Genomic DNA, 22,523 nt, shown 5'->3' with positions numbered 1-22,523 from the left:
GGAGGGCGTCCGGGGGCTCGGTGGTTGCCCGGGCCTACTCGCCGGAACGGAGACGACGCGTCAGCGCGACCGCGGCCAGCGCCACGGCGGAGCCGGCAGCGAACGGCGCCCGCCAGCCCCCGCCGCGGGGTTCCTCGGCCGCGGCCAGCACGGGGCTCGCGTCGCCGCTGGGCAGCGGCGGGCCCTGCACCGGCTCCCCCGCGGGCTCCTCGAGCTCCGCACGGGCCTCCTGGGCCTGCTCCGTCGTCCACGCCCAGCACGCGGCGTAGAGGACCAGCCTGCTGAAGTAGTTGATCCACACCAGCACCACGAGGGCGAGGCCGAACGCCTGGAAGGCGGGCTGGCCCTCCGTGAGGCCGATGACCTGGGCAGCCAGCTGCTTGAGGACCTCGAAGAGGACGGCGCCCAGCACCGCGCCGCCGACGAGCGACCGGTTCGGCACCTCGTGCCCACCGAGCAGCCGGAACATCCAGAAGAACAGGGCGACGTTCGCCGCCATGCTGAGCACGTAGGTGAGCACGGAGACGAGCCCGCCGAGCTCCTCGTCGAGCTCGAAGAACCCCAGGATCGCGGGGGCGTAGCGGCTCAGGACGCCGCTGAGCGCCACGGTGAGCAGGAGGGTGAGCCCGAGGAGGGTCAGCGTCGCCAGGTCGCGCAGCTTGCCGGGGACGAACCCCAGCCGCTCGTCGTCGGACTGCTCGAAGACCGCGCCCAGGGCACGGCGCAGGGCGGAGATCCACCCGAGCCCGGAGTAGAGGACCGCGACGAAGCCCAGCACGCCGGCGAGGCCGGAGAAGGTGCGGAAGTCGCTGAGCTGGAGGTCCCCCTCGTTGGGGCCGATGATCTCGGGGAACATCGCCGAGATCGCGTCGCGCAGGGCCTCGTTGGCGTTCGGCCAGATGTTGGAGACCAGGCCGACGACGAAGAACGCGATCGCCAGCACCGGGAAGAAGGACAGGAACGCGAAGTAGGTGATCGCCCCGGCCTGCTGGGCGGCGTAGGTGTTGCCGTAGTGCTGCTGCATCCGGATCAGGTGGTCGAGCCACGGGGCGCGATCGCGCACCTCGGTGACTCCCTGGGACGCCCTGTCCTTGACGTTCGACACGGTGCTCATGCGCGCTCCTCCCCCGTCGTGGGGCCTGTCGTGGGGCCCGTCGTGGGGCCCGTCGTGGCCAGCGCGAACTCCGCGGCCGTCTGCCAGCCCCGGTCCGCGTCGTGCACCCACAGCGCCAGGGAGTCGACGGTGAAGGTGGCCTCGAAGTCGGCCAGGTCGGCCGCGGCGGCGTCCAGCCGCTCGTCGTCGAGGTGGTGCGCCACGGTCACGTGCGGGTGGTACGGGTAGTCCAGCGGCACGTCCAGGGGGCCGGAGCGGGCCGCGGCCTGGAGCCGGCCGCAGCTCTCCGCCCCGTCCTCGAGCGCGACGAACACGACGGGCGAGACGGGCCGGAAGGTGCCGGTGCTGAGCAGGTGCACGTCGAAGGCCTCGACGCTGGCCGCGGCCGCGTCCAGGTGCTCGCTGACGGCCGGCAGGTCGCCCTCGGGCACCTCGGTGGGCGGCACGACGGTGATGTGGGTGGGGATCAGGGACGCGGAGGGGTCGCCGAGATCGGTGCGGAAACCCTGGAGCTGACTGGCCCAGGGCTCGGGCACGGCGATCGCGACTCCGATGGTGGGCATGGGCACGTCCCTACTGTTCTACGCCGGAGGGGCGACGAAACCCACCCGGGAGTAGACGTCGCGCAGCGTGGCCGCGGCCACCTCGCGGGCCTGCTCGGCGCCGCGGCGCAGGACCTCGGTGAGGTACGCCTGGTCGTCGAGCAGCTCCAGCGTGCGGTCGCGGAACGGCGTCACGAAGTCGACCACGACGTCGGCGAGGTCCTTCTTCAGGTCGCCGTACCCCTTGCCGGCGTACTCCTCGACGAGGTCGGTGACGCTGCGGGCGGTGAGCGCGGAGTAGATGGTGAGCAGGTTGCTGACCCCCGGCTTGGCCTCGGGGTCGAAGCGGATCTCCGCCTCGGAGTCGGTGACGGCCGAGCGGATCTTCTTGGCCGAGCGCGCCGGCTCGTCCAGCATCTCGATGATGCCCGCCGGAGAGGAGGCCGACTTCGACATCTTCGCCGTGGGCTCCTGGAGGTCCGTGATCTTCGCGGTGGCCTTGAGGATGTAGGGCTCGGGGAGCCGGAAGGTCTTCTTGTAGCGGCTGTTGAAGCGCTGGGCGAGGTCGCGGGTCAGCTCCAGGTGCTGGCGCTGGTCCTCGCCGACCGGCACGTAGTGCGGGCGGTAGAGCAGGATGTCGGCCGCCTGGAGCACCGGGTAGGTGAAGAGGCCGACGCTGGCCGCGCCCTCGCCGCCCTTGGCGGACTTGTCCTTGAACTGCGTCATCCGGCGGGCCTCGCCGAAGCCTGTGAGGCACTGGAGCACCCAGCCGAGCTGGGCGTGCTCCGGCACGTGCGACTGGATGAAGATCGCGGACCGCTCGGGGTCGATGCCCATGGCCAGCAGCTGGGCGGCCGAGCGCAGCGCCCGCTCGCGCAGCACCTTGGGGTCCTGCTCCACGGTGATGGCGTGCAGGTCGGCGATGAAGAAGAACGGCTGGTGGTCGCGCTGGAGGTCGACCCACTGGCGCAGCGCCCCGAGGTAGTTGCCGAAGTGGAACGAGTCGGCGGTCGGCTGGATGCCGGAGAGGACGCGGGGTCGCGCGCCTCCCGTGGCGGCCGGGACCTCGACCTGGGGCTGCGTCGTTGCCATGGGCCCCATTCTGTCCGATCCGGCCCGCTCGCCCGCCTCCGGGTCCGGGTGCCCCGGTCCGGGTGGCCCCGGGTCCGGAACGGGCCGCGGGCGCGTCCCGGGCCGTGCGGCCGGGGACGCGCCCGCGGGTGGTGCGCGGTGCCCGGGTCAGACCAGGGCGGAGGTCTCGACGGCCCCCGGGGCCTGCCCGGCGGAACGGGCACGCGCGGCCAGGACGACGACGGTGAGACCGAAGACGGCCAGCAGCGCACCGACCAGCAGCGGGGAGCGGAAGCCCCAGCCCGCGGCGATCACGGCGCCGCCGACCCAGGCGCCGAGGCCGTTGCCGATGTTGAGGGCGGAGTGGCTCAGGGCGGCGCCGAGGGTCTGGGACTCCCCCGCCGCGTCGATCAGGCGCATCTGGAAGCCCAGCGCCAGCACCGAGCCCGTCACCGTGGTGGTGAAGGCGGCCACGAGCGCGCCCCAGCCGGTGGGGGCCAGGACGAAGTAGGCCAGCAGGGAGACCGCCAGGCCGACCGAGCCCAGGCGCAGGCTGTTCTCCACCGACCAGTCGCACAGGCGACCGGCGAGCATGTTGCCGACGACCATGCCGATGCCCAGCACGAAGAGGAACACCGCGACGGCGCTCTCGCCGAGGCCGCCGACGTCCTGCGTGAGCGGGGAGATGTAGGAGATGAGGGCGAACATGCCGCCGAAGCCGCCGCCGGCGGCGAGGACGGCGAACCAGAGCTGCGGCTGGCGCAGGCCGCTGATCTCGCGGCGGCTGGTGGCGGTGCGGTCGCCCGGCATGCGCGGCACGGCCAGCAGGACGAGGACGACGGTGACGAGCGAGAGCACGCCGACGACCACGTAGGCCCAGCGCCAACCCAGCTGCTGGCCGACGAGGGTGGTCAGCGGCACGCCGACGACGTTGGCCAGCGGGATGCCCATCATCACCATCGACAGCGCGAAGCCGCGGCGGTTGGGGGCGACCATCGACGCCGCGACGAGCGCGGCCAGGCCGAAGTAGGCGCCGTGCGGCAGCCCGTCGAGGAAGCGCAGCACCGCCAGGAGCCGGTAGTCGGTGACCGAGGCCGAGGCCAGGTTGACCAGGCCGTAGAAGGCCATGAGCCCGACCAGCAGGCCGCGACGCGGCAGCTTGGCGCCCAGCGCGGCGATGAGCGGCGCACCGACGACGACGCCGGCGGCGTAGAGGGAGATGAGGTGGCCACCCTGGGAGATCGAGATCCCCAGGCCGGCGGAGACCTCGGGCAGCAGGCCCATCGCCACGAACTCGGTGACGCCGATGGCGAAGCCACCGGTGCCGAGCGCGAGCACGGCGATCCAGAAGCGCAGGCCGGGCCGCTGGTCGGCGGCCACGACAGGGAAGGAACCGGTGGGCGTGGGGTCTTCGGTGCGGACGTCGGCGAGCGACATGACGAAACACCTCCTGGAGGGGCGCGTGGGGACCGGCCCGGAGGCCGGCGTGGTCGGTGGTCGTGCGGGCCGGCGGTGCCGGCCGTGGTGCGGGCAGTGCTGCGCCCGGCCCGTGCGGTGCGCCGGGGCGCGGTCGTCACGGGGGTGCCGGGCGGGGGGGGTCGTGCGGGTGCTGCGAGAGGTGGTCGCCGGGACGCGTGAGGCGCCTCGGGCAACGGGCAGCCGTACTGCCGTGCGTCCACTGTCCAACGCCGGGCTGGTTTACCGCTATTCCTGAACGCCGTGTCTTCAGACACATGACGGTCTGCGCCCCACCGGGCCACCTCCGGAACGCCGCGGCCCCGGCCGACCGTGTGGTCGACCGGGGCCGTGGGACGTCGTGCGCCGGGCGGCGCTGCTGGGGGGGGTGCCGCCGCCGGGGGCTCAGCCCACCGGCACGACCTCGGACTCGATCAGCTGCACGCTGTCCGCGCCGGCGGCGCAGGCCGCGGTGCCCGTGTAGTCGGTGTCGGTGGTCGTCTCGCCGGAGGCCGTGATGGACGTCCCGGTGCGGGCCACGAGGCTGCTGGTGTCGTCGTAGAGGCTGATGACGCCGCTCTCGGACTCCTGGGCCGTCCATCCGGCCGGCCACACGGGCCACACCCGGGTGCCGTCGGTGGCGTCGAGGTAGACGCACCCACCCTCGCCGGCCACGAGCTCACCGGCGACCGGGGACGCACCGACCGCCTGGCCCGGGAGCCAGCTGTTGGTGGGCAGCCGCACGGAGGTGCCCTCGCCCGTGCCGGTGCGCTGCGCGTTGAGCGCGACGAGGCCGAACAGGAGCGCCGCACCGAGGAACGGGATCAGCGCCATGATCACGTAGCCGCGGGTGCTCATGGCCCGGCCGTCCCAGCCCTCGGCGATGGCGGTCGCCGAGTCGTGCCCGGTGCCCTCCGGCCCCTGCGCGGGGCCGGAGGAGCGGTCGTCGTCGGAGGTGCTCACAGCGCGGCGAGCGCGGCGTTCAGCGTCGCGGAGGGGCGCATCACGTCGTCGGCCTTCTCGTCGACGGGCTGGTAGTAGCCACCCACGTCGGCCGGCTTGCCCTGGACGCCGTTGAGCTCGGACACGATGGTCTCCTCCTGCTCGGCCATGGTGGCGGCCAGCGGGGCGAAGACCTCGGCCAGGGCCGGGTCCGCGGTCTGCTTCGCCATCTCCTGGGCCCAGTACAGGGCCAGGTAGAAGTGCGACCCGCGGTTGTCGATGCCGCCGATCTTGCGCGTCGGGGACTTGTCGTTCTCCAGGAACGTGGCCGTGGCGGCGTCGAGGGTGTCGGCGAGGATCTTCGCGCCGGCGTTGTCGGCGTAGCCGGCGAGGTGCTCCAGCGAGGCGGCGAGGGCGAAGAACTCACCCAGGCTGTCCCACCGGAGGTAGTTCTCCTCGAGCAGCTGCTGGACGTGCTTGGGGGCGGAGCCGCCCGCGCCGGTCTCGAAGAGGCCGCCGCCGTTCATCAGCGGGACGATGGAGAGCATCTTCGCCGACGTGCCGACCTCGAGGATCGGGAACAGGTCGGTGTTGTAGTCGCGCAGGACGTTGCCGGTCACCGAGATGGTGTCCTTGCCCTGGCGGATGCGCTCGAGGGAGTAGGTGCAGGCCGCGGCCGGCGCCATGATCTCGATGGTCAGACCCTCGGTGTCGTGCTCGGGCAGGTACTCCTTCACCTTGGCGATGAGGTTCGCGTCGTGCGCGCGCTCCTCGTCCAGCCAGAAGACGGCCGGGTCGCCGGTGGCCCGGGCGCGGGTGACGGCGAGCTTCACCCAGTCGCGGATCGGGGCGTCCTTGGTCTGGCAGGCGCGCCAGATGTCGCCGGGCTGCACGTCGTGGGAGATGAGCACGTCGCCCGCGGCGTTGGTGACGGTCACCGTGCCGGCGGCCGGGATCTCGAAGGTCTTGTCGTGGGAGCCGTACTCCTCGGCCTTCTTGGCCATGAGGCCGACGTTCGGCACCGAGCCCATGGTGGCCGGGTCGAGCGCGCCGTGGGCCTTGCAGTCGTCGATGACGGCCGAGTAGACGCCGGCGTAGGAGGAGTCGGGGATGACGGCGAGGGTGTCGGCCTCCTTGCCGTCGGGGCCCCACATGTGGCCGCCGATGCGGATCATCGCCGGCATCGAGGCGTCGATGATGACGTCGGAGGGGACGTGCAGGTTGGTGATGCCCTTGCGGTCGTCGACCATCGCCATGCGCGGGCCGTCGGCCAGGCCGGCGGTGACGGCGGCCTTGATGGCCTCGCCCTCGGGCAGGGACTCGACGCCGGACAGCAGGCCGCCGAGGCCGTCGTTGGCCGAGACGCCGGCCGCGGCCAGCTGCTCGCCGTACTGCTCGAACAGGGTCGGGAAGAACGCCTGCACGACGTGGCCGAAGATGATCGGGTCCGAGACCTTCATCATCGTGGCCTTGAGGTGCACGGAGAAGAGGACGTCCTCGGCCTTCGCGCGGGCGATCTGCTCGGTCAGGAAGCGGCGCAGCGCGGCGACGTCCATGTAGGTGGCGTCGACGACCTCGCCGGCCTCCACCGGGATCGACTCCTTGAGCACCGTCACGGTGCCGTCGACGCCGGTGTGCGTCACCGTCAGGGTGTCGGCGGCCTCCAGCACGACGGACTTCTCGTTGGAGAAGAAGTCGTTCTCGCCCATGGTGGCGACGTCGGTCTTGGAGTCGGCGCTCCAGGTGCCCATGCGGTGGGGGTACTTCTTGGCGTAGTTCTTCACCGCGCCGGGCGCGCGACGGTCGGAGTTGCCCTCGCGCAGGACCGGGTTCACGGCCGAGCCCTTGACCTTGTCGTAGGCGGCGCGGGCGGCCTTCTCCTCGTCGGTGGTGGGGTTCTCCGGGTAGTCCGGGATCGCGTAGCCCTTGGCCTGGAGCTCCTTCACGCACGCCTTCAGCTGAGGGACGGAGGCCGAGATGTTCGGCAGCTTGATGATGTTGGCCTCGGGCTTGGTAGCCAGCTCGCCAAGCTCGGCGAGGGCGTCGCCGATGCGCTGCTCCTCGGTCAGGTGCTCCGGGAACTGGGCGAGGATGCGGCCGGCCAGCGAGATGTCGCGGGTCTCGACGTCCACGCCGGCCTTCGCGGCGTAGGCCTGGATGATCGGCAGGAACGAGTAGGTCGCGAGGAGCGGTGCCTCGTCCGTGTGGGTGTAGATGATCTTGGCCATGGTGCGGGCAGCTCCTGGAGCGATCGAGGGCGAAACTTTCTTGACGTCAAGATACCGGACGGGCCGGGCGGACCGGGGTCCGGCCTCAGCCTGACAGGCCCGAGCCGGTCGGGTCCACGGCGCCGACCACGTCCGAGCCGGCGGTGTAGGCGACCAGGCCGGTGCCCGGCAGGTAGTAGGAGGTCGTGCTCGCGCCGTCGCTGACGGTGCGCACGACCAGGGCGCCCGAGTAGGCGCCGTCGGCGAGCACGACCTGGCCGTCCAGGCTGACGACGGTCGCCACGCCGGCGTCCGGCACCGCCTCGCCGGCGGTCGCCCAGCCGTCACCCCGGCGGGGCTCGGCCGGCAGCAGCAGGCCGGCCTCGGCACCGTCCTCCCCCGCCCGCCAGTCGGCGGCCGCGTCCTCGGAGTCGTCCTGGCCGAGCCACCAGACGTTGCCGCTCGCGTCCTGGGCCAGGTAGGTGGTGCTGGTGGCGCCGTCGGCGTCGGTCCGCACCAGCGCCGAGGCCGCGACGCCGTCGACGTCGGTCGTCCCCTCCGCGAGGCGGAGCACGGAGCCGTCGTCGAAGGTGGTGCCGGCGGCCGGCACGGCGAGGTCGGGGTGGGTCAGGCCCTCGACCCACGCGCGCGAGCCCAGGTCGGGCAGCGGCGAGGTGAGGGTGTCGACGCCGGCCTCCGCGACCTGCGGGGGCTCCATCCAGGCGCAACCGCCGAGGAGGAGCAGCAGGGCCGGCGCGGCGCCCAGCACCGTGGCGCGCGCACGACCTGTGCGAGTGCCGACGCGGGCGGCGGGGCGGGTCCGGACGAGGCGCACGACCCCATCGTCGCAGCAGGCCCAACCCGGGCACCGACCGGCCGGGCGGGCGCCCGGCGACCCGGGTGCCCGTCCGCGCGGGTGCGCCAGGGTCGGTGGTGTGCGAACAGACACCTTTCGGCACACGCGACGCGGGTCACACACTGCTAGGTTCGCCACGAGGCTCCTGCCCCGGCCGCCGCGCGCGGCCGGACCTCGACGGGAGCCCGCGACGAGAAGCCCGTCACGCCTACTTGAGGAGACGACGTGAGCACCACCCCGCTGAAGGTCGCCGTCACCGGTGCCGCCGGCCAGATCGGCTACAGCCTCCTGTTCCGCCTCGCGAGCGGCGCCCTCACCGGCGGCCGCCCGATCGAGCTGCGGCTGCTGGAGATCACCCCTGCCCTGAAGGCGCTCGAGGGCGTCGTCATGGAGCTCGACGACTGCGCGTTCCCCGGCCTGGCCGGGGTGCAGATCGGCGACGACGCGGAGACCGTCTTCGACGGCGTCAACCTCGCGCTGCTCGTCGGCGCGCGCCCGCGCGGCCCCGGCATGGAGCGCAGCGACCTCCTCGAGGCCAACGGCGCGATCTTCACCGCTCAGGGCAAGGCGCTGAACAAGGTGGCCGCGGACGACGTCCGCATCGGCGTGACCGGCAACCCGGCGAACACCAACGCCCTCATCGCGATGAGCAACGCCCCCGACATCCCGGCCGAGCGCTTCTCCGCGCTGACCCGCCTGGACCACAACCGCGCGATCTCCCAGCTGGCCGCCAAGACCGGTGCGCCCGTCACCGACATCTCGAGGATGACGATCTGGGGCAACCACTCGGCCACCCAGTACCCCGACCTGTTCCACGCCCAGGTGGCCGGCAAGAACGCCGCCGAGGCCGTCGGCGACCAGGACTGGCTGGAGAACACCTTCATCCCCACCGTCGCCAAGCGCGGGGCCGCGATCATCGAGGCCCGGGGCTCGTCCTCGGCCGCGTCGGCGGCCTCGGCCACCATCGACGCCGCCCGTGACTGGCTCTACGGCTCCGCCGAGGACGACTGGGTCTCCATGGCCGTCGTCTCCCGCGGCGAGTACGGCGTGCCCGAGGGCATCATCTCCTCCTTCCCGGTCACCACGAAGGACGGCGACTGGAGCATCGTGGAGGGCCTCGAGATCGACGACTTCTCGCGCTCGAAGATCGACGCCACGACCGCCGAGCTGGTCGAGGAGAAGGAGGCCGTCACCGGCCTCGGGCTGATCTGAGGCTCGGCCCCACCCGCACGCACCACGGGCCCCGTCCCTCCTCGCGGAGGGCGGGGCCCGTGGCGTGCGTGCGGGGCAGGCGGGCGTCTCAGCCCCCCATGGGCACCGGGATCGAGTGCACGAGCGCCAGCACCGCCAGCGCCGTCGCGCTCAGCAGCGTGACGTCGATCCAGCGGGAGCGGACCGCGAGCATGCCCGCGTCCACCTCCCGCAGGACGAGGCGGAGCGCCGCGGCCGCGAGCAGCGCGCCGGCGAAGACAGTGATGCCGGCGCGCCACTCCCCCAGCGCGGCCCAGGCCAGCGACCCCACGGCCACCAGCAGCACGAGGATGTAGAACGCGCCACCGATGGTGGAGGGCTTGCGCCGCGGCTCGACGGCCGCGATCTCCTCGGCGATCTCCTCGGTGCTGGGCACCGCGGGGTCGTCGGAGGCCGGTTGGTCCACTGCTGGTGCTCCTCTCAGGCCAGGCCGGCCTGGCGCTCGGCCATCTCCACGACGTTGGAGAGCAGCATGGCGCGCGTCATCGGGCCGACTCCACCCGGGTTGGGCGAGACCCACCCGGCGACGTCCCACACGTCGGCGGCCACGTCGCCGGCGATCTTGCCGTCGACGCGGCTGACGCCGACGTCCAGCACCGCGGCACCGGGCTTGACCATGTCGCCGGTGATGATGCCGGGCACGCCGGCCGCGGCGATCACGACGTCGGCCTCGCGCACGTGCTTGGCCAGGTCCCGGGTGCCGGTGTGGCACAGCGTGGCGGTGGCGTTCTCGCTGCGGCGGGTGAGCAGCAGGCCCATCGGTCGGCCGACGGTGAGGCCGCGGCCCACCACGACCACCTCGGCGCCGGCGAGCGCGACGCCGTGGCGGCGCAGCAGCTCCAGGCAGCCGACCGGGGTGCAGGGCAGGGAGCCGGGCACGTTGAGCGCGAGGCGTCCGAGCGAGACCGGGTGCAGGCCGTCGACGTCCTTGTCGGGGTCGACGCGGGAGAGCAGCGCGTACTCGTCCAGGCCGGTGGGCTGCTGGATGAGGAAGCCCGTGCAGGCGTCGTCGGCGTTGAGCCGGTCCACCTCGGCCTCGACCTCGGCCTGGGTGGCCGTGGCGGGCAGGTCGACGCGGATGGACTCGATGCCGATCTCGGCGCAGTCCTTGTGCTTGGCACCGACGTACCAGTGCGAGCCCGGGTCGTCGCCGACCAGGATCGTGCCCAGGCCCGGGGTGACGCCGGCGTCCTTCAGCTTCTCGACGCGGACCTTCAGCTCGGCCTTGATGGCCTTGAGGGTCCCCGAGCCGTCCAGCTTCTGTGCAGTCATGTCAGGCCCCCGCTCAGTGGAAGAAGTGTCGCGTGCCGGTGAAGTACATGGTCACGCCCGCGGCCTTGGCGGCCTCGACGGTCAGCTCGTCGCGCACCGAGCCCCCGGGCTGCACGATGGCGGTGACGCCGGCGTCGATGAGGATCTGCGGGCCGTCCTCGAACGGGAAGAACGCGTCCGAGGCGGCGACCGAGCCGCGGGCCCGCTCCTCGCCATCGGCCAGCGTGTTCGCGCGCTCCACGGCCAGCTTGCAGGAGTCCACGCGGTTGACCTGGCCCATGCCGACGCCGACGGAGGCGCCGTCCTTGGCGAGCAGGATCGCGTTGGACTTGGCGGCGCGGCAGGCCTTCCAGGCGAACGCGAGGTCGGCGAGCACCTCGGCGGAGGCGGGCTCGCCGGCGGCCAGCGTCCAGGCCGACGGGTCGTCCCCGCCACCGTCGACGACGGCGTCCACGTGGTCGCGCTGCTGCATCAGCAGGCCGCCGGACACGGGCCGCATCTCGACCTCGCCCTTGCCGGGCAGGGGGCACACGAGGATGCGGATGTTCTTCTTGCGCGCCAGCACCTCGACGGCGCCGTCCTCGTAGCCGGGGGCCACGATGACCTCGGTGAAGACCTCGGCCACCTGCTCGGCCATGGCGACCGAGACGGGGCGGTTGGCGGCGATGACGCCGCCGAACGCCGAGAGCGAGTCGCAGGCGTGGGCGCGGGCGTGGGCCTGCGCGACGTCGCTGCCCACCGCGATGCCGCACGGGTTGGCGTGCTTGATGATCGCCACGGCCGGCTCGTCGAAGTCACCGGCCGCACGGCGGGCGGCGTCGGCGTCGACGTAGTTGTTGTAGGACATCTCCTTGCCGTGCAGCTGCTCGGCCTGGGCCAGGCCGGCACCCCACGCCGAGGTGTAGAGCGCGGCCGCCTGGTGCGGGTTCTCGCCGTAGCGCAGCGTGGAGGACTTCTCCCAGGTCGCGCCGACGAACGCCGGGAAGCCGGTGCCCTCGGAGGTGTCGGTGAGCACGTTGCCCATCCAGGAGGCGACGGCCACGTCGTAGGCGGCGGTGTGCGCGAACGCCTGGGCGGCCAGCTGCTTGCGCTGGGCGTAGGTGAAGCCGCCGGCCGCGACGGCGGCGAGCGCGTCGTCGTAGGCCTCGGGGCTGGTCACGATGCCCACGCTGGGGTGGTTCTTCGCGGCGGCGCGGACCATGGACGGGCCGCCGATGTCGATCTGCTCCACGCACTCGTCCGGGCCGGCGCCACTGGCGACGGTCTGGGTGAAGGGGTAGAGGTTCACGACCACCAGGTCGAAGGGCTCCACGCCCAGCTCGCCCAGCTGGGCGGCGTGGGCGTCGAGGCGCCGGTCGGCCAGCACGCCGGCGTGCACGCGCGGGTGCAGCGTCTTCACGCGGCCGTCGAGGCACTCGGGGAAGCCGGTCAGGTCCTCCACCTTGGTGACGGGCAGCCCGAGGGACTCGATGAGGCGGGCGGAGCCGCCGGTGGAGACCAGCGCCACGCCGGCGTCCACGAGCCCGCGGACGAGGCCCTTCAGGCCGGTCTTGTCGTAGACCGAGACCAGCGCCCGCTTGATCGGGACGCGGCCGTCGCCGGCGGTGGGGTCGATGGTCAGGACGGGGTCAGACATGCGTCTCTCCTGCGTCGGATGCGAGGAGGAGCACCCAGGCGTTCGATGCTCCCGACGTCACTCCCTGGTGGTGGCCCACCTGCGCCAGTCGTGGTGCGGCCAGCCTACCGGTGCTCAGGCCCCGACGACGACGCGGCGTCCGTCGACGCGGAAGCCCTCGCGGGCCAGGCGGCCGACCTGCTCCACGAGCATGCCCCGCTCGGCGGTCTTGATCCGCTCGTGCAGGCTCTCCACGGTGTCGTCGACCTCGACCCGCACCACGGTCTGCTCCACGATCACGCCGGTGTCCACGCCCTCGTCGACCACGAACAGCGTGCAGCCGGTGACCTTCACGCCGTACTCCAGCGCGTCCGCGGGGCCGTGCATCCCGGGGAAGGACGGCGAGAGCGCCGGGTGGGTGTTGAGCGTGCGACCTCCGAAGGCCGCGAGGAACGCGGGGCCGACCAGCTTCATGAAGCCCGCCAGCACGACGAGGTCCGGCTCGTGCGCGGCGACGGCGGCGGTGAGCGCCTCGTCCCAGGACCCGCGGTCGGGGTGGTCCTTGACCCGCTCCACGAAGGTCGGGACGCCGGCCCGCTCGGCGCGCTCGAGGCCGGCGATGTCCGTCCGGTCGGCGCCCACGGCCACGACGTCGGCGCCGTAGGCCGGGTCGGCGGCCGCGTCCAGCAGTGCCTGGAGGTTGGTCCCCGAGCCGGAGACCAGCACGACGAGACGGGGGCGTGCGGAGGCGTCGTTCACGGGCAGGACTGTAGTTCCAGCCCGCCGCGTCAGCCGCGGCGGCGCTGGAGCAGCAGGGTCACCAGCGCCCCGACCGCGCCGCCCAGCGCGAGGGCGGGCACGGCGTGCGCCAGGACGTCGACGGCCGACGGCCCGACCTCGGCCATGCGGCCGGGGCCCGCGGCGCCACCGGAGAGGGCGGTGACCAGGCCCAGCAGCAGCCCGGCGAGGACCGAGCCCAGCGCGCCGCGCAGGGTGGCGTCCACGACGCCGGGCACCGGGTCGCGGCGCTGGGCCAGCGCGGCACCCGCGCCCGCCACGAGGGGCGCGAGCACGAGCAGCCCGCCCTGCCAGGCGCCGGGGGTGCCGGCGTCCGGGAGGGCGGCGAGCAGGGGGAACATCGGCAGCGCGCCGAGCACGACCGCGGCCGGGCTGACCACCGTGCCGGTGCCGACCACGAAGCCGGGGCCGAGCAGGTAGGCGCTGGCCCACAGCGCCGCGTTCGGCAGCAGCAGGAGGCACACGACCAGGTAGGCGGTGACGTCTCCGGCGTCCACGTGCAGCTGGGAGAGGATGTTGGCGAAGGTGGAGAAGTCGGTCGCCACGGCCAGCAGGACGACGGCGGTGCACAGCGCCAGCCAGAGGCCGAGCACGCGACGGGTGACGCCCACCAGGCCGCGCACGGAGTCGGGCAGCCGGGCGGCCAGCACGGCGGCGCGGCCGGAGCCCACCGCCAGGCCCGGCAGCCCGACGCCGAGGCTGAGCACCAGCGAGACCAGCACGACGCGGCCGGTGTCGGGGTCGGTGTCGGCGGTGGCCGCGACGGTGTCGGTGACCAGCGCGACGAGCAGGTAGCCGAGCGTGAAGCAGCCCGAGGCGACGGCCACGGTCCAGTCGCGCTCGCCGTCGGCCAGGCGGTCGGCGTCCGGGCCGTGGCCGGCCAGGGCCTCGCCGGCGCGCACGGCGCGACGCCACGTCGCCCAGGCGGCCAGCAGGGTGACCGCGAGCGGCACGAGCGTGACGGGGGTGTTCTCGACCTGGACGCCCGATCCGTGGCCCATCAGCCAGCCCAGCGCGCCCACGCGCAGCGCGTCGCGCGGGGCGCCGTGCAGGCCGGCGTCCGCCAGGAACCAGCCGAGGAGGCCCAGCACCAGGCACACGACCAGCGAGAGCCCCGCGGCCCGCACCCCGGCGACGCCCGCGACCAGCGGCAGCGGGCGCTGACGCGCGGGTCGTCCGCCACGTCCGCCACGTCCTGGGCGTCCCGGGCGGCTCGACGCGCCGCGCCCCCGTGCCGCGGCCCCGGACGGGCGGCGCTGGGTGCGGGAGGACAGGGTGGATGTCTCGGGAGGCGTCATGACGCCCCCATGCTCCCTCGGCCGGGGGCCCGGACGGCGACGGCACGCCGGTTCCCGCGTCTCTGGGGGCCGCCCGTAGTCTGGACCGGCCATGACCGACCAGCAGGACTTCGACGACTTCTACGCCGAGGCCCGCGAGCGGCTCCTGCTCCAGGCCTACGCCCTGACGGGGGACCTCAAGGCCTCCCGCAGCGCCGTCCGCGACACGACCGTGCAGGCGTGGCACCACTGGCGCAGGATCACCGCCGACGGTGCGACGCCGGAGTCCTGGGTGCGCCCGCGGGCGTGGGCGCTGGCCCACCGCCGGCAGCGCACGCACGTCTGGCACCGCGAGAAGTCCCTGGACGAGGGGGTGCGCACCACCCTCGAGGCCCTCGCCGGCCTCTCCTGGACCCAGCGCCGGGTGCTGGTGATGAGCCACCTGGCCGGGCTCTCGATCACCGACGCGGCCCGCGAGGTGGGCGTCACCACCGACCAGTTCACCCGCGACCTCCAGCTCGGCACCGCCGCCGTCGCCCTGGCCGCCGACCAGCCGAGCACCCAGGTGCCCGTCATGCTGCGCGGCCTCGTGGCCAGCCTCGACGACGTCCGGTGGATCCGCCCGGCCCGCCTGCGCCGCAGCGGCGCGACCCGGCGCCGTGGCCACCTCGTGGCGGGCGTGGCACTGGTCGTGGCCTCCGTCGCGGTCACCGGCCTCGTCGTCCACGACCCCGAGGGCGCCCGTCCGTCGCTGGACCGCTCCCTGTCCGGCGTCAGCACCGCCGCCCCGCGCTCCGGGGACGCCTCCGCCGCCGCGGGTTCGGCCGACGCCTCGGCCTCCGGCTCGGCGTCGGCCGACCCCGAGCCGGCCGAGCTCGCCGAGGACGCGATGCTCACCGCCGGTCAGCTCCAGGGCACCCTCACCGGCCGCGGCTGGAAGGTGCTGGAGACCGACCACAACGTCGACGGCGACGGCCTCGTCCTCTCCTGCCAGCAGGTGCGCTACGCCGACACCGAGGTCGAGGACGCCCTCGTCCGCACCTTCCGCTCCGCCCCGGCGCGGGGCACCGTGCGCACCACCACGCAGATGACGGAGCAGTCCGCGGACGCGGCCGTGGCGGCCGACTCCTTCGAGACCTGGTCGGAGTGGCTCTCCGGCTGCACCGACGCCCGGACCCAGCTGATGGCCGTCCGGGAGGTCTCCGGGGTGGGCAACGAGGCGCTCCAGGTCGTGCTGCGCGACTGGGGCGGCGTCTCCACCACGGTGCTGGGCGTCGCGCGCACCGGCCGCTACCTCACCGTGGTGGCCACCCAGCGCGACGGCGAGACGGTGGAGGACGTCCCCGCAGGGGCCCGCGTCCTCGCCTCGGCCGTCGACGACGTCTGCGACCTCGACGGCGGTGGCGCGTGCAGCGAGAAGGTCTCGGCCGCGGCCGCCGACCCGGTGCCGGTCGCCGACGTGCCCACGATGATCGTGGACGCCGACCTCCCGCCGGTGGCCAAGGTCCGCTTCGACTGGGTCGGCTCCGACACCGACCGCCGGGTGAGCGTCAACGACGCCTCCACGCGCTGCGACGCCACGTCCTTCTCCGGCCGGTTCCGCGGTGCCCGGTTCACCCGCAACGCCACGCGCACCTTCCTCATCCCCGACGCCTCCCGCCTGCCCGTCGAGTTCGGGCTCACCGAGACCGTCGGCGAGCTGCCCGTGGGCCGCGCCGAGGCGCTGGTGGACCGCATCCGCTCGCAGATGTCCTCCTGCGAGGAGCGGGACCCCGGCACCGAGGTGACGCTGCTGCGCGAGCGCGTCACCGGCCAGGGTCGGCGCGGCGAGGAGGTCTCCGTGTGGCGCGTCTCGGTGGAGGTGACCGCGCGCCGCACCATCGTCTACGACATGGCCGTCGTGCGGCACGGCGGCGCGGTGGCCCAGGTCGGCTTCGTCGCGGCGGGCGAGCGCACCGTCACCCAGGGCTCGTTCCTCGCGCTCGCCGAGCGGGCGCTCTCCCGGCTGCGCGCCGGCGTCCGCGCCCGCTGAGGGATTTCCTCCTCGCCCACGCAACCGGCTACGCCCCTGCGGCGTAGTACTCGGTGAGACCCTCGCTCGGAGGGCTATCGGGACCACCGGGCCGCCCCGTCAGTGCGGCCCGCAGCAGAGGACGTGAGATGGACGAGGTCGAGTTCGACGACTTCTACGCCGCCTCCTACGCCCGCGTCGTCGGTCAGGTGCACGCCATGATCGGCAGCCGCGACGAGGCCGAGGAGTGCGTGCAGGAGGCGTTCGCCCGGGCCTGGGCGCACCGTCGGCGGCTCAGCGCCGCCGAGCACCCCGAGGCGTGGGTGCGCACCACCGCCCACCGCCTGGCCGTGAGCCGCTGGCGACGGGTGGTGCGCGGACGCCGGCCCGCCGACCGGGCCGTCGCCACCCCGGTGACCGCTCCCCCGCCCGACGAGCGGCGCGTGGCGCTGCTCGCGGCCCTGGCGCGGCTGCCCGAGGACCAGCGCCGCGCCCTGGTGCTGCACCACCTGGCCGACCTGCCCGTGCGCGAGGTCGCCCGCGAGGTCGGCGCCCCCGAGGGCACCGTCAAGGCCCGGCTCAGCCGTGGTCGCACCGCCCTGGCGGCCCTGCTCGCCGACGAGCCCGACACCCAGCACGAAGGAGCGAACCGTGGCTGACCACTGCACGGACGACCTGTTCGACCTGCTCCGCGAGGACCCGTCGACCGTCCGCACCCCCGCCCCCGCCGACGTCCGCCGCCGCGGCGACGTGCTGCGCCGGCGCCGCACCGCGGTCGCCGTGAGCGGCACCGTGGCGGCCGTCGTCCTCGCCGTGGGCGTGCCGTTCGCGCTCGCCGGCGGCACCCCGCGTGCCGCACAGACCCCGATCGCGGTCTCCCCCACGGCCGCCTCGGGCACGTCCGAGCAGGCAGACGTCATCCCGCCCGGCTTCCCCCTCACCGAGGGCATGCCCGACGAGACCGACGGCGGCACCCTGACCGTCGGGGCAGTGGGGGCCGCCGAGCGGCTCGGCTACGAGATCGACGCCTGCGAACCCTCCAGCCTCCTGGACGGGGCCTCCGACTCGCGCCTGGCCACCTACACCGACCCCAGCGAGGGCGGGGTCCAGCGGCTCCTGGCCGTCTACGCCGACGAGGACGCCGCGGCACGTGCCGCGGACAACGAGACCGACCGGGTCTACGGCTGCGTGGAGTCGCTGACCGGTGACGCCGACGACGCCCGCGTCGACGACCCGACGCTGACGCAGCGGTTCCTGGCCGACTCCCGGGTCGACGAGGTCTGGACCCTGGTCGAGCCGATGGACGGCGGCGAGGGCTACGTCGTCGTGCTCGTCCGCTCGGGGCGGGCCCTGCTGCTCGACGCCCGGTACACCCAGGGCACCGGCAACGCCGGCGTCCCGGCGGGCCTGGCGTCCATCCAGCTCGCTCAGCTGCCCCTCGAGCCGCTGTTCGAGGTCGGGGGTGGCCGGGAGGACGCCGACACCGACTCCACCTCCTCCCCCTCGAGGTCGGCGTCGGCGGGGCCCCAGGTGGACCTGACCGTCGGCGGCTACCGATCCGTCCCGCGCGGCCAGCGGATCGGCTGGTACTACTGCGACCAGGGTGTGCCGGTCGACGGCACGCGGACGGAGCACGCCCGCACCGGAGACCCCGGCGACGGGACGCAGCGCCTGCTGCTGACCTACGCCGACGAGGCCGCCGCGACCGCGGCCGTGGCGGCCGCTGCCGACCTGGCCGACGCCTGCGCCGCCGAGGGCTTCACCGGGGGCGGCGGCGAGACCGCCGACGCGCGGACCGAGGTGGTCGGCTCCGGCGGTGACCTGACCACCGTCACCCGGACCGCCGACGGCGCCGACGACTTCTCCTACCTCGTCGTCCAGCGGGTCGACCAGGTCGGCGAGCAGGTGCTGGTCACGCTCGCGCAGACCTGGGGGGAGTCGTCGGCGGCGAAGACCGACGAGACGCTCGCCGCTGCCGAGGCAGCCGCCCGCCCCGTCCTCGACCAGCTGTCCTGACCCCCTCTCTCCCATCCCCCCCGCCGAGTCGGCAGCACCTTTCAGGGTCTCTCAGGGGCAGGACGCAGAACGGCCCCCGGAGCGGTGCTCCGGGGGCCGTGCGGTGCTGCTGGGGACCAGCAGGCTCAGAGAGCCTTCATGATCTCCCGCATGAGCTCGGCGGTCTCGGACGGCGTCTTGCCGACCTTCACGCCGACGGCCTCGAGGGCCTCCTTCTTCGCCTGCGCGGTGCCGGCGGAGCCGGACACGATCGCACCGGCGTGGCCCATCGTCTTGCCCTCGGGGGCGGTGAAGCCCGCGACGTAGCCGACGACCGGCTTGGTGACGTTGTCCTTGATGAAGGCGGCGGCACGCTCCTCGGCGTCACCACCGATCTCACCGATCATGACGATGGCCTTGGTCTCCGGGTCGGCCTCGAACGCGGCGAGCGCGTCGATGTGGGTGGTGCCGATGATCGGGTCACCACCGATGCCGATGGCGGTGGAGAAGCCGAAGTCCTTCAGCTCGTACATCATCTGGTAGGTCAGGGTGCCCGACTTCGAGACGAGGCCGATCGGACCCTTGCCCGCGATGGTGTGCGGCGTGATGCCGGCCAGGGACTCCTCCGGCGTGATGATGCCGGGGCAGTTCGGGCCGATCATCCGGGTGCCGGCGTGGTTCGCCTCGGACTGGAGGTAGCTCCAGACCTCGGCGGTGTCCTGCACCGGGACGCCCTCGGTGATGACCACGAGCAGGCCGATGCCGGCGTCGATGGCCTCGATGCAGGCGGCCTTGGTGAAGGCCGGCGGCACGAAGACGACCGACACGTCGGCGCCGGTCTCCTTCATGGCCTCCTCGACCGTGCCGAACACGGGCTGCGTGGTGCCGTTGAGCTCGACGGTGGTGCCGGCCTTGCGGGCGTTGACGCCACCGACGATGTTCGAGCCGGCCTGCAGCATCAGGGTGGTGTGCTTGGAGCCCATGCCACCGGTGATGCCCTGGACGATGATCTTGCTGTCGGCGTTGAGGTAGATGCTCACTGTTCTCTGCTCTCTATCTCTCTCAGGCGTTCGCCAGCTCGGCGGCCTTGTCGGCCGCACCGTCCATGGTGCCGACGAGGGTGACCAGCGGGTGCGCCAGCTCGTCGAGGATCGCGCGGCCCTTGTCGACGTTGTTGCCGTCGAGGCGGACCACGAGCGGCTTGGTGGCCGCGTCGCCGAGGATCTCCAGCGCGCCCTTGATGCCGTTGGCGACCTCGTCGCAGGCGGTGATGCCGCCGAAGACGTTGACGAACACGCTCTTGACCTGCGGGTCGTTGAGGATGACGTCGAGGCCGTTGGCCATCACCTGGGCGTTGGCGCCGCCACCGATGTCGAGGAAGTTGGCGGGCTTGACGCCGCCGTGGGCCTCGCCGGCGTAGGCGACCACGTCGAGGGTGCTCATGACGAGACCCGCGCCGTTGCCGATGATGCCGACCTGGCCGTCGAGCTTGACGTAGTTCAGGCCGAGGTCCTTGGCCTTCGCCTCGAGCGGGTCGGCCTCCTCCCGGATCACGAACTCCTCGTGGTGCGGGTGGCGGAACTCCGAGGCGTTGTCGTCGAGCGACACCTTGCCGTCGAGGGCCTCCAGCTTGTCGTCCGCGAGGCGGGCGAGCGGGTTGACCTCGACGAGGGTGGCGTCCTCCTCGACGAAGGTCGTGTAGAGCGCCTGGATCATCGTCACGGCCTGCTCGAAGACGGGCTCCGGGAAGGCGGCCTCGGTCGCGATCTCGCGGGCCTTGGCCTCGTCGACGCCCGTGCCCGGGTCGACCGGGATCTGCTTGACGGCGTCGGGGTTGGTCTTGGCGACCTCCTCGATCTCCACGCCGCCCTCGACCGAGGCGATGCACAGGTACTGGCGGTTCGCGCGGTCGAGCAGGAAGGAGAAGTAGTACTCCTCCACCGGCGGGGTCGCCGGCGTCACGAGGACGCGGTTGACCGTGAGGCCCTTGATCTCCATGCCGAGGATGTCGGAGGCGTACTCGAACGCCTCGTCCGCGGTCTTGGCGAGCTTCACGCCGCCCGCCTTGCCGCGGCCGCCGGCCTTGACCTGGGCCTTGATGACGGTCACACCACCGATCTCCTCGGCAGCGGCCTTGGCCGCCTCGGCGGTCTCCACGACCTTGCCGAGCGTCGTGGTGACACCGTGCTTGGCGAAGAGCTCCTTCGCCTGGTACTCCATCAGATCCACTGATCCACCGTCTTCTCGTCTTGGCAGCCTTCTGGGAGCGGCCGCCTCGTCGTCATCGTTGACGCCGCGACGTCGCCTGACGGGGTGGACCCGGTGACGGGCCCGCGCCAGGCGGCGGGCGATGTCGTTCGCCCGCGACGATAGACCGGGGTGTCCGACGCCACGAGACCGCCCCGAGTGACGTGACCCACGTCACCGTGTCGTTCCAGCCGCGTGACGGGCTTGTGAAAATCGGCACGAGAGTGCGCCCAGCCATCGACAAGCCTGGGTAAAGACTGGTCCCCACAGTTCCCGCACGTGTGGGCCCATCCGTTATGGTCGGCGAGGCCGTCACCCACTCGGGTGCTCGGCACACAGGGGCACACCCACCCCCCTCCTTGCACCGCACCAGCCAACCGACACCCCGGGGAGCACGCAGCAGATGGGCCAGCACCGACCGGAAGGTTCCACCGCCGGAACCCCCGTCGAGCCCACCTCAGCGACCTCGACCCCCTACGTCGGACGGCGGCGTGCCGCCGCACCTGCCGCGGAGCCCGCGGCCCCGGCAGCCCCCTACGTCGGGCGCCGGCGCGCGGCAGCACCCGCGCCCGCAGCCCCGGCGGCACCCGCCCCGCAGGAGGCCGCACGCTCCTACGTCGGTCGTCGCCGACTGGCGCAGGACGCCCCCGCCACGAGCCCCGCGGCCCTGCCGGTCGTGCGCAGCGAGGTCGCCCTCCTCGAGGTCGACGCCGCGACGGTCCCCGCGACCGCGCCCACCACGCAGGAGATCGCCGCGATCGTGGACGGTCCCGCACCGGCCACCACCGTCGGCACCAGCATCGACACCGGCACTGGCACGGGCACCTCGTCCCTGGACACCGGCGTCATCGCCGCCGTGCTGGCCGACCTCGAGCCGCGCGACCACTCGACCTCGTTCGCCGCCGAGGAGACCGAGATCCTCCCGCTGCTGCGCGCGGCCGAGCCCGGCCGCCGGCGAGCCGCCCGCGGCCGCAAGCCGCGCACCCGCCTGCCCGGCGTCCCGCTCGTGGCCGGCCTGGCCACGCTCGCGGTCACCGTCGGCGGCGTCGTGTGGTCCGGCCAGTCCGACGTCGTCCCGGACACCAGCGCCCCCGACAGCGTCACCGCGCTGGTCGGCAACACCGGCACCGTCGTGGGCAACGACCGTGACGTCGTCTCCCGCAGCACCGACCGGGCGGCCACGTCGCTCGGCGAGGCCGTCGGCCTCACCGACGCCGACGCGGACGCCACCACGGACGAGGACTCCGAGGCCGTGACCGAGGCTGCCGCCGAGCGCGCCGAGGCCCTCCAGTCGATCGACGACCAGGCCAGCGAGCGGTCCGAGGACCTGGCCAACATGTGGATACTGCCCGTCTCGGGCTACCGGCTCACCGCCCGCTTCGGCGAGTACGGCCTCTGGGCCAGCTACCACACGGGCCTCGACTTCGCCGCCGACGCCGGCACGCCGATCTACGCGGTCGCCTCCGGCACCGTCACCTTCGCCGGCTACGACGGCGCCTACGGCTACAAGACCGTCGTGACGCTCGAGGACGGCACCGAGATCTGGTACGCCCACCAGACCACGCAGTACGTGACCGTCGGCCAGGTCGTCACCGCCGGCGACACCATCGGCACCATCGGGTCCACCGGCAACGTGACCGGCCCCCATCTCCACCTCGAGGTCCGCCCCGGTGGCGGCGACCCGGTGGACCCCTACGCCGCGCTCGTCGAGCACGGCATCACGCCCTGACGTCTCCTCGCCCACCGGCACCTCGGTGTCGGCGCACGTCCTGCGCACGTGCGGGATGTCTCGAGCCGCACGTCGCGACCTCGTCCCTCGGTCGCGGTGCTCCCTCGACCTTGTTCGGTGTCGTGGCCCCTCGTTCCTCGG

General features: G+C 73.5%; 19 protein-coding genes and 1 riboswitch. Of the genes, 5 read left to right on the top strand and 14 right to left on the bottom strand.

The features are described from left to right. Positions 1-34: 34 nt before the first annotated feature. From M8316_RS07300 to M8316_RS07270, 7 genes are all read right to left on the bottom strand, one after another. Positions 35-1,114 carry a YihY/virulence factor BrkB family protein gene (locus M8316_RS07300; protein ID WP_250053300.1) on the bottom strand — a complete coding sequence of 360 codons (1,080 nt, stop codon included), beginning with the start codon at positions 1,112-1,114 and terminating at the stop codon, positions 35-37. After that, a complete protein-coding gene (locus tag M8316_RS07295) occupies positions 1,111-1,677 on the bottom strand; it encodes a 2'-5' RNA ligase family protein (protein WP_250053297.1) in 567 nt (188 codons plus the stop codon). Before M8316_RS07295 ends, M8316_RS07300 begins: the two co-directional genes overlap by 4 nt. A gap of 18 nt (positions 1,678-1,695) precedes the next feature. Next, positions 1,696-2,748, bottom strand: coding sequence for a tryptophan--tRNA ligase (gene trpS / locus M8316_RS07290; protein WP_250053295.1), 1,053 nt, complete (start codon positions 2,746-2,748; stop codon positions 1,696-1,698). A 147-nt stretch (positions 2,749-2,895) separates the two neighbouring features. Further along, positions 2,896-4,164 (bottom strand): MFS transporter, encoded by a 1,269-nt coding sequence (locus tag M8316_RS07285; RefSeq protein ID WP_250053294.1) that lies wholly within the window; start codon positions 4,162-4,164, stop codon positions 2,896-2,898. A gap of 423 nt (positions 4,165-4,587) precedes the next feature. Further along, positions 4,588-5,145: a hypothetical protein gene (locus tag M8316_RS07280; protein WP_250053292.1), complete on the bottom strand. Its 558-nt coding sequence runs from the start codon at positions 5,143-5,145 to the stop codon at positions 4,588-4,590. Beyond that, complete coding sequence (locus M8316_RS07275; RefSeq protein ID WP_250053291.1) at positions 5,142-7,352, bottom strand: NADP-dependent isocitrate dehydrogenase; 2,211 nt, start codon at positions 7,350-7,352, stop codon at positions 5,142-5,144. Before M8316_RS07275 ends, M8316_RS07280 begins: the two co-directional genes overlap by 4 nt. An 85-nt stretch (positions 7,353-7,437) precedes the next feature. Next, the gene (locus M8316_RS07270; RefSeq protein ID WP_250053289.1) at positions 7,438-8,166 is read right to left on the bottom strand and encodes a hypothetical protein; all 729 of its coding nucleotides are present in this window, start codon (positions 8,164-8,166) and stop codon (positions 7,438-7,440) included. Positions 8,167-8,412: 246 nt separating this feature from the next. Between M8316_RS07270 and M8316_RS07265 the strand changes: the two genes are divergently transcribed. Then, a complete protein-coding gene (locus M8316_RS07265; protein WP_250053287.1) occupies positions 8,413-9,399 on the top strand; it encodes a malate dehydrogenase in 987 nt (328 codons plus the stop codon). Between the two features lie 88 nt (positions 9,400-9,487). On the opposite strand, the gene M8316_RS21025 is transcribed toward M8316_RS07265, so the two are convergent. The 5 genes from M8316_RS21025 to M8316_RS07240 all read right to left on the bottom strand — a co-directional run bounded on the left by M8316_RS21025 (position 9,488) and on the right by M8316_RS07240 (position 14,421). Continuing rightward, positions 9,488-9,844 carry a DUF3017 domain-containing protein gene (locus tag M8316_RS21025; protein ID WP_250053285.1) on the bottom strand — a complete coding sequence of 119 codons (357 nt, stop codon included), beginning with the start codon at positions 9,842-9,844 and terminating at the stop codon, positions 9,488-9,490. Between the two features lie 14 nt (positions 9,845-9,858). Then, a complete protein-coding gene (locus M8316_RS07255) occupies positions 9,859-10,710 on the bottom strand; it encodes a bifunctional methylenetetrahydrofolate dehydrogenase/methenyltetrahydrofolate cyclohydrolase (RefSeq protein WP_250053283.1) in 852 nt (283 codons plus the stop codon). Between the two features lie 13 nt (positions 10,711-10,723). Continuing rightward, on the bottom strand, positions 10,724-12,346 hold the full coding sequence (gene purH / locus M8316_RS07250) for a bifunctional phosphoribosylaminoimidazolecarboxamide formyltransferase/IMP cyclohydrolase (protein ID WP_250053281.1): 1,623 nt from the start codon (positions 12,344-12,346) through the stop codon (positions 10,724-10,726). Positions 12,347-12,371: 25 nt separating this feature from the next. Continuing rightward, positions 12,372-12,448, bottom strand: a riboswitch (ZMP/ZTP riboswitch). 12 nt (positions 12,449-12,460) lie between these two features. Next, positions 12,461-13,084: a phosphoribosylglycinamide formyltransferase gene (gene purN / locus M8316_RS07245; protein ID WP_250053278.1), complete on the bottom strand. Its 624-nt coding sequence runs from the start codon at positions 13,082-13,084 to the stop codon at positions 12,461-12,463. A gap of 29 nt (positions 13,085-13,113) precedes the next feature. Further along, positions 13,114-14,421, bottom strand: coding sequence for a cell division protein PerM (locus M8316_RS07240; protein ID WP_250053276.1), 1,308 nt, complete (start codon positions 14,419-14,421; stop codon positions 13,114-13,116). Positions 14,422-14,512: 91 nt separating this feature from the next. Here M8316_RS07240 and M8316_RS07235 point away from each other — a divergent pair, with 91 nt between their 5' ends. The 3 genes from M8316_RS07235 to M8316_RS07225 all read left to right on the top strand — a co-directional run bounded on the left by M8316_RS07235 (position 14,513) and on the right by M8316_RS07225 (position 18,427). Next, positions 14,513-16,432, top strand: a complete 1,920-nt coding sequence (locus tag M8316_RS07235) for a hypothetical protein (protein WP_250053275.1) — start codon at positions 14,513-14,515, stop codon at positions 16,430-16,432. Between the two features lie 128 nt (positions 16,433-16,560). Continuing rightward, positions 16,561-17,070, top strand: coding sequence for an RNA polymerase sigma factor (locus tag M8316_RS07230; RefSeq protein ID WP_250053274.1), 510 nt, complete (start codon positions 16,561-16,563; stop codon positions 17,068-17,070). Continuing rightward, complete coding sequence (locus M8316_RS07225; protein WP_250053273.1) at positions 17,063-18,427, top strand: hypothetical protein; 1,365 nt, start codon at positions 17,063-17,065, stop codon at positions 18,425-18,427. The genes M8316_RS07230 and M8316_RS07225 overlap by 8 nt, the downstream gene beginning before the upstream one ends. Before the next feature lie 125 nt (positions 18,428-18,552). Here the strand turns inward: M8316_RS07225 and sucD are convergent, their stop codons facing one another. Next, on the bottom strand, positions 18,553-19,446 hold the full coding sequence (gene sucD / locus M8316_RS07220; protein WP_250053272.1) for a succinate--CoA ligase subunit alpha: 894 nt from the start codon (positions 19,444-19,446) through the stop codon (positions 18,553-18,555). Between the two features lie 22 nt (positions 19,447-19,468). Continuing rightward, entirely contained in the window at positions 19,469-20,635 is a 1,167-nt protein-coding gene (sucC, locus tag M8316_RS07215; RefSeq protein ID WP_250053271.1) for an ADP-forming succinate--CoA ligase subunit beta, read from the bottom strand. A 421-nt stretch (positions 20,636-21,056) separates the two neighbouring features. On the opposite strand from sucC, the gene M8316_RS07210 reads away from it, so the two are divergent. Next, the gene (locus tag M8316_RS07210) at positions 21,057-22,382 is read left to right on the top strand and encodes a M23 family metallopeptidase (protein ID WP_250053270.1); all 1,326 of its coding nucleotides are present in this window, start codon (positions 21,057-21,059) and stop codon (positions 22,380-22,382) included. Positions 22,383-22,523 lie beyond the last annotated feature (141 nt).

It is taken from the genome of Nocardioides bruguierae, assembly GCF_023554635.1.
Lineage (GTDB): Bacteria > Actinomycetota > Actinomycetes > Propionibacteriales > Nocardioidaceae > Nocardioides > Nocardioides bruguierae.
Note: the sequence above shows the minus strand (reverse complement) of the source record. Positions and strands in the feature narration are given on the sequence as shown.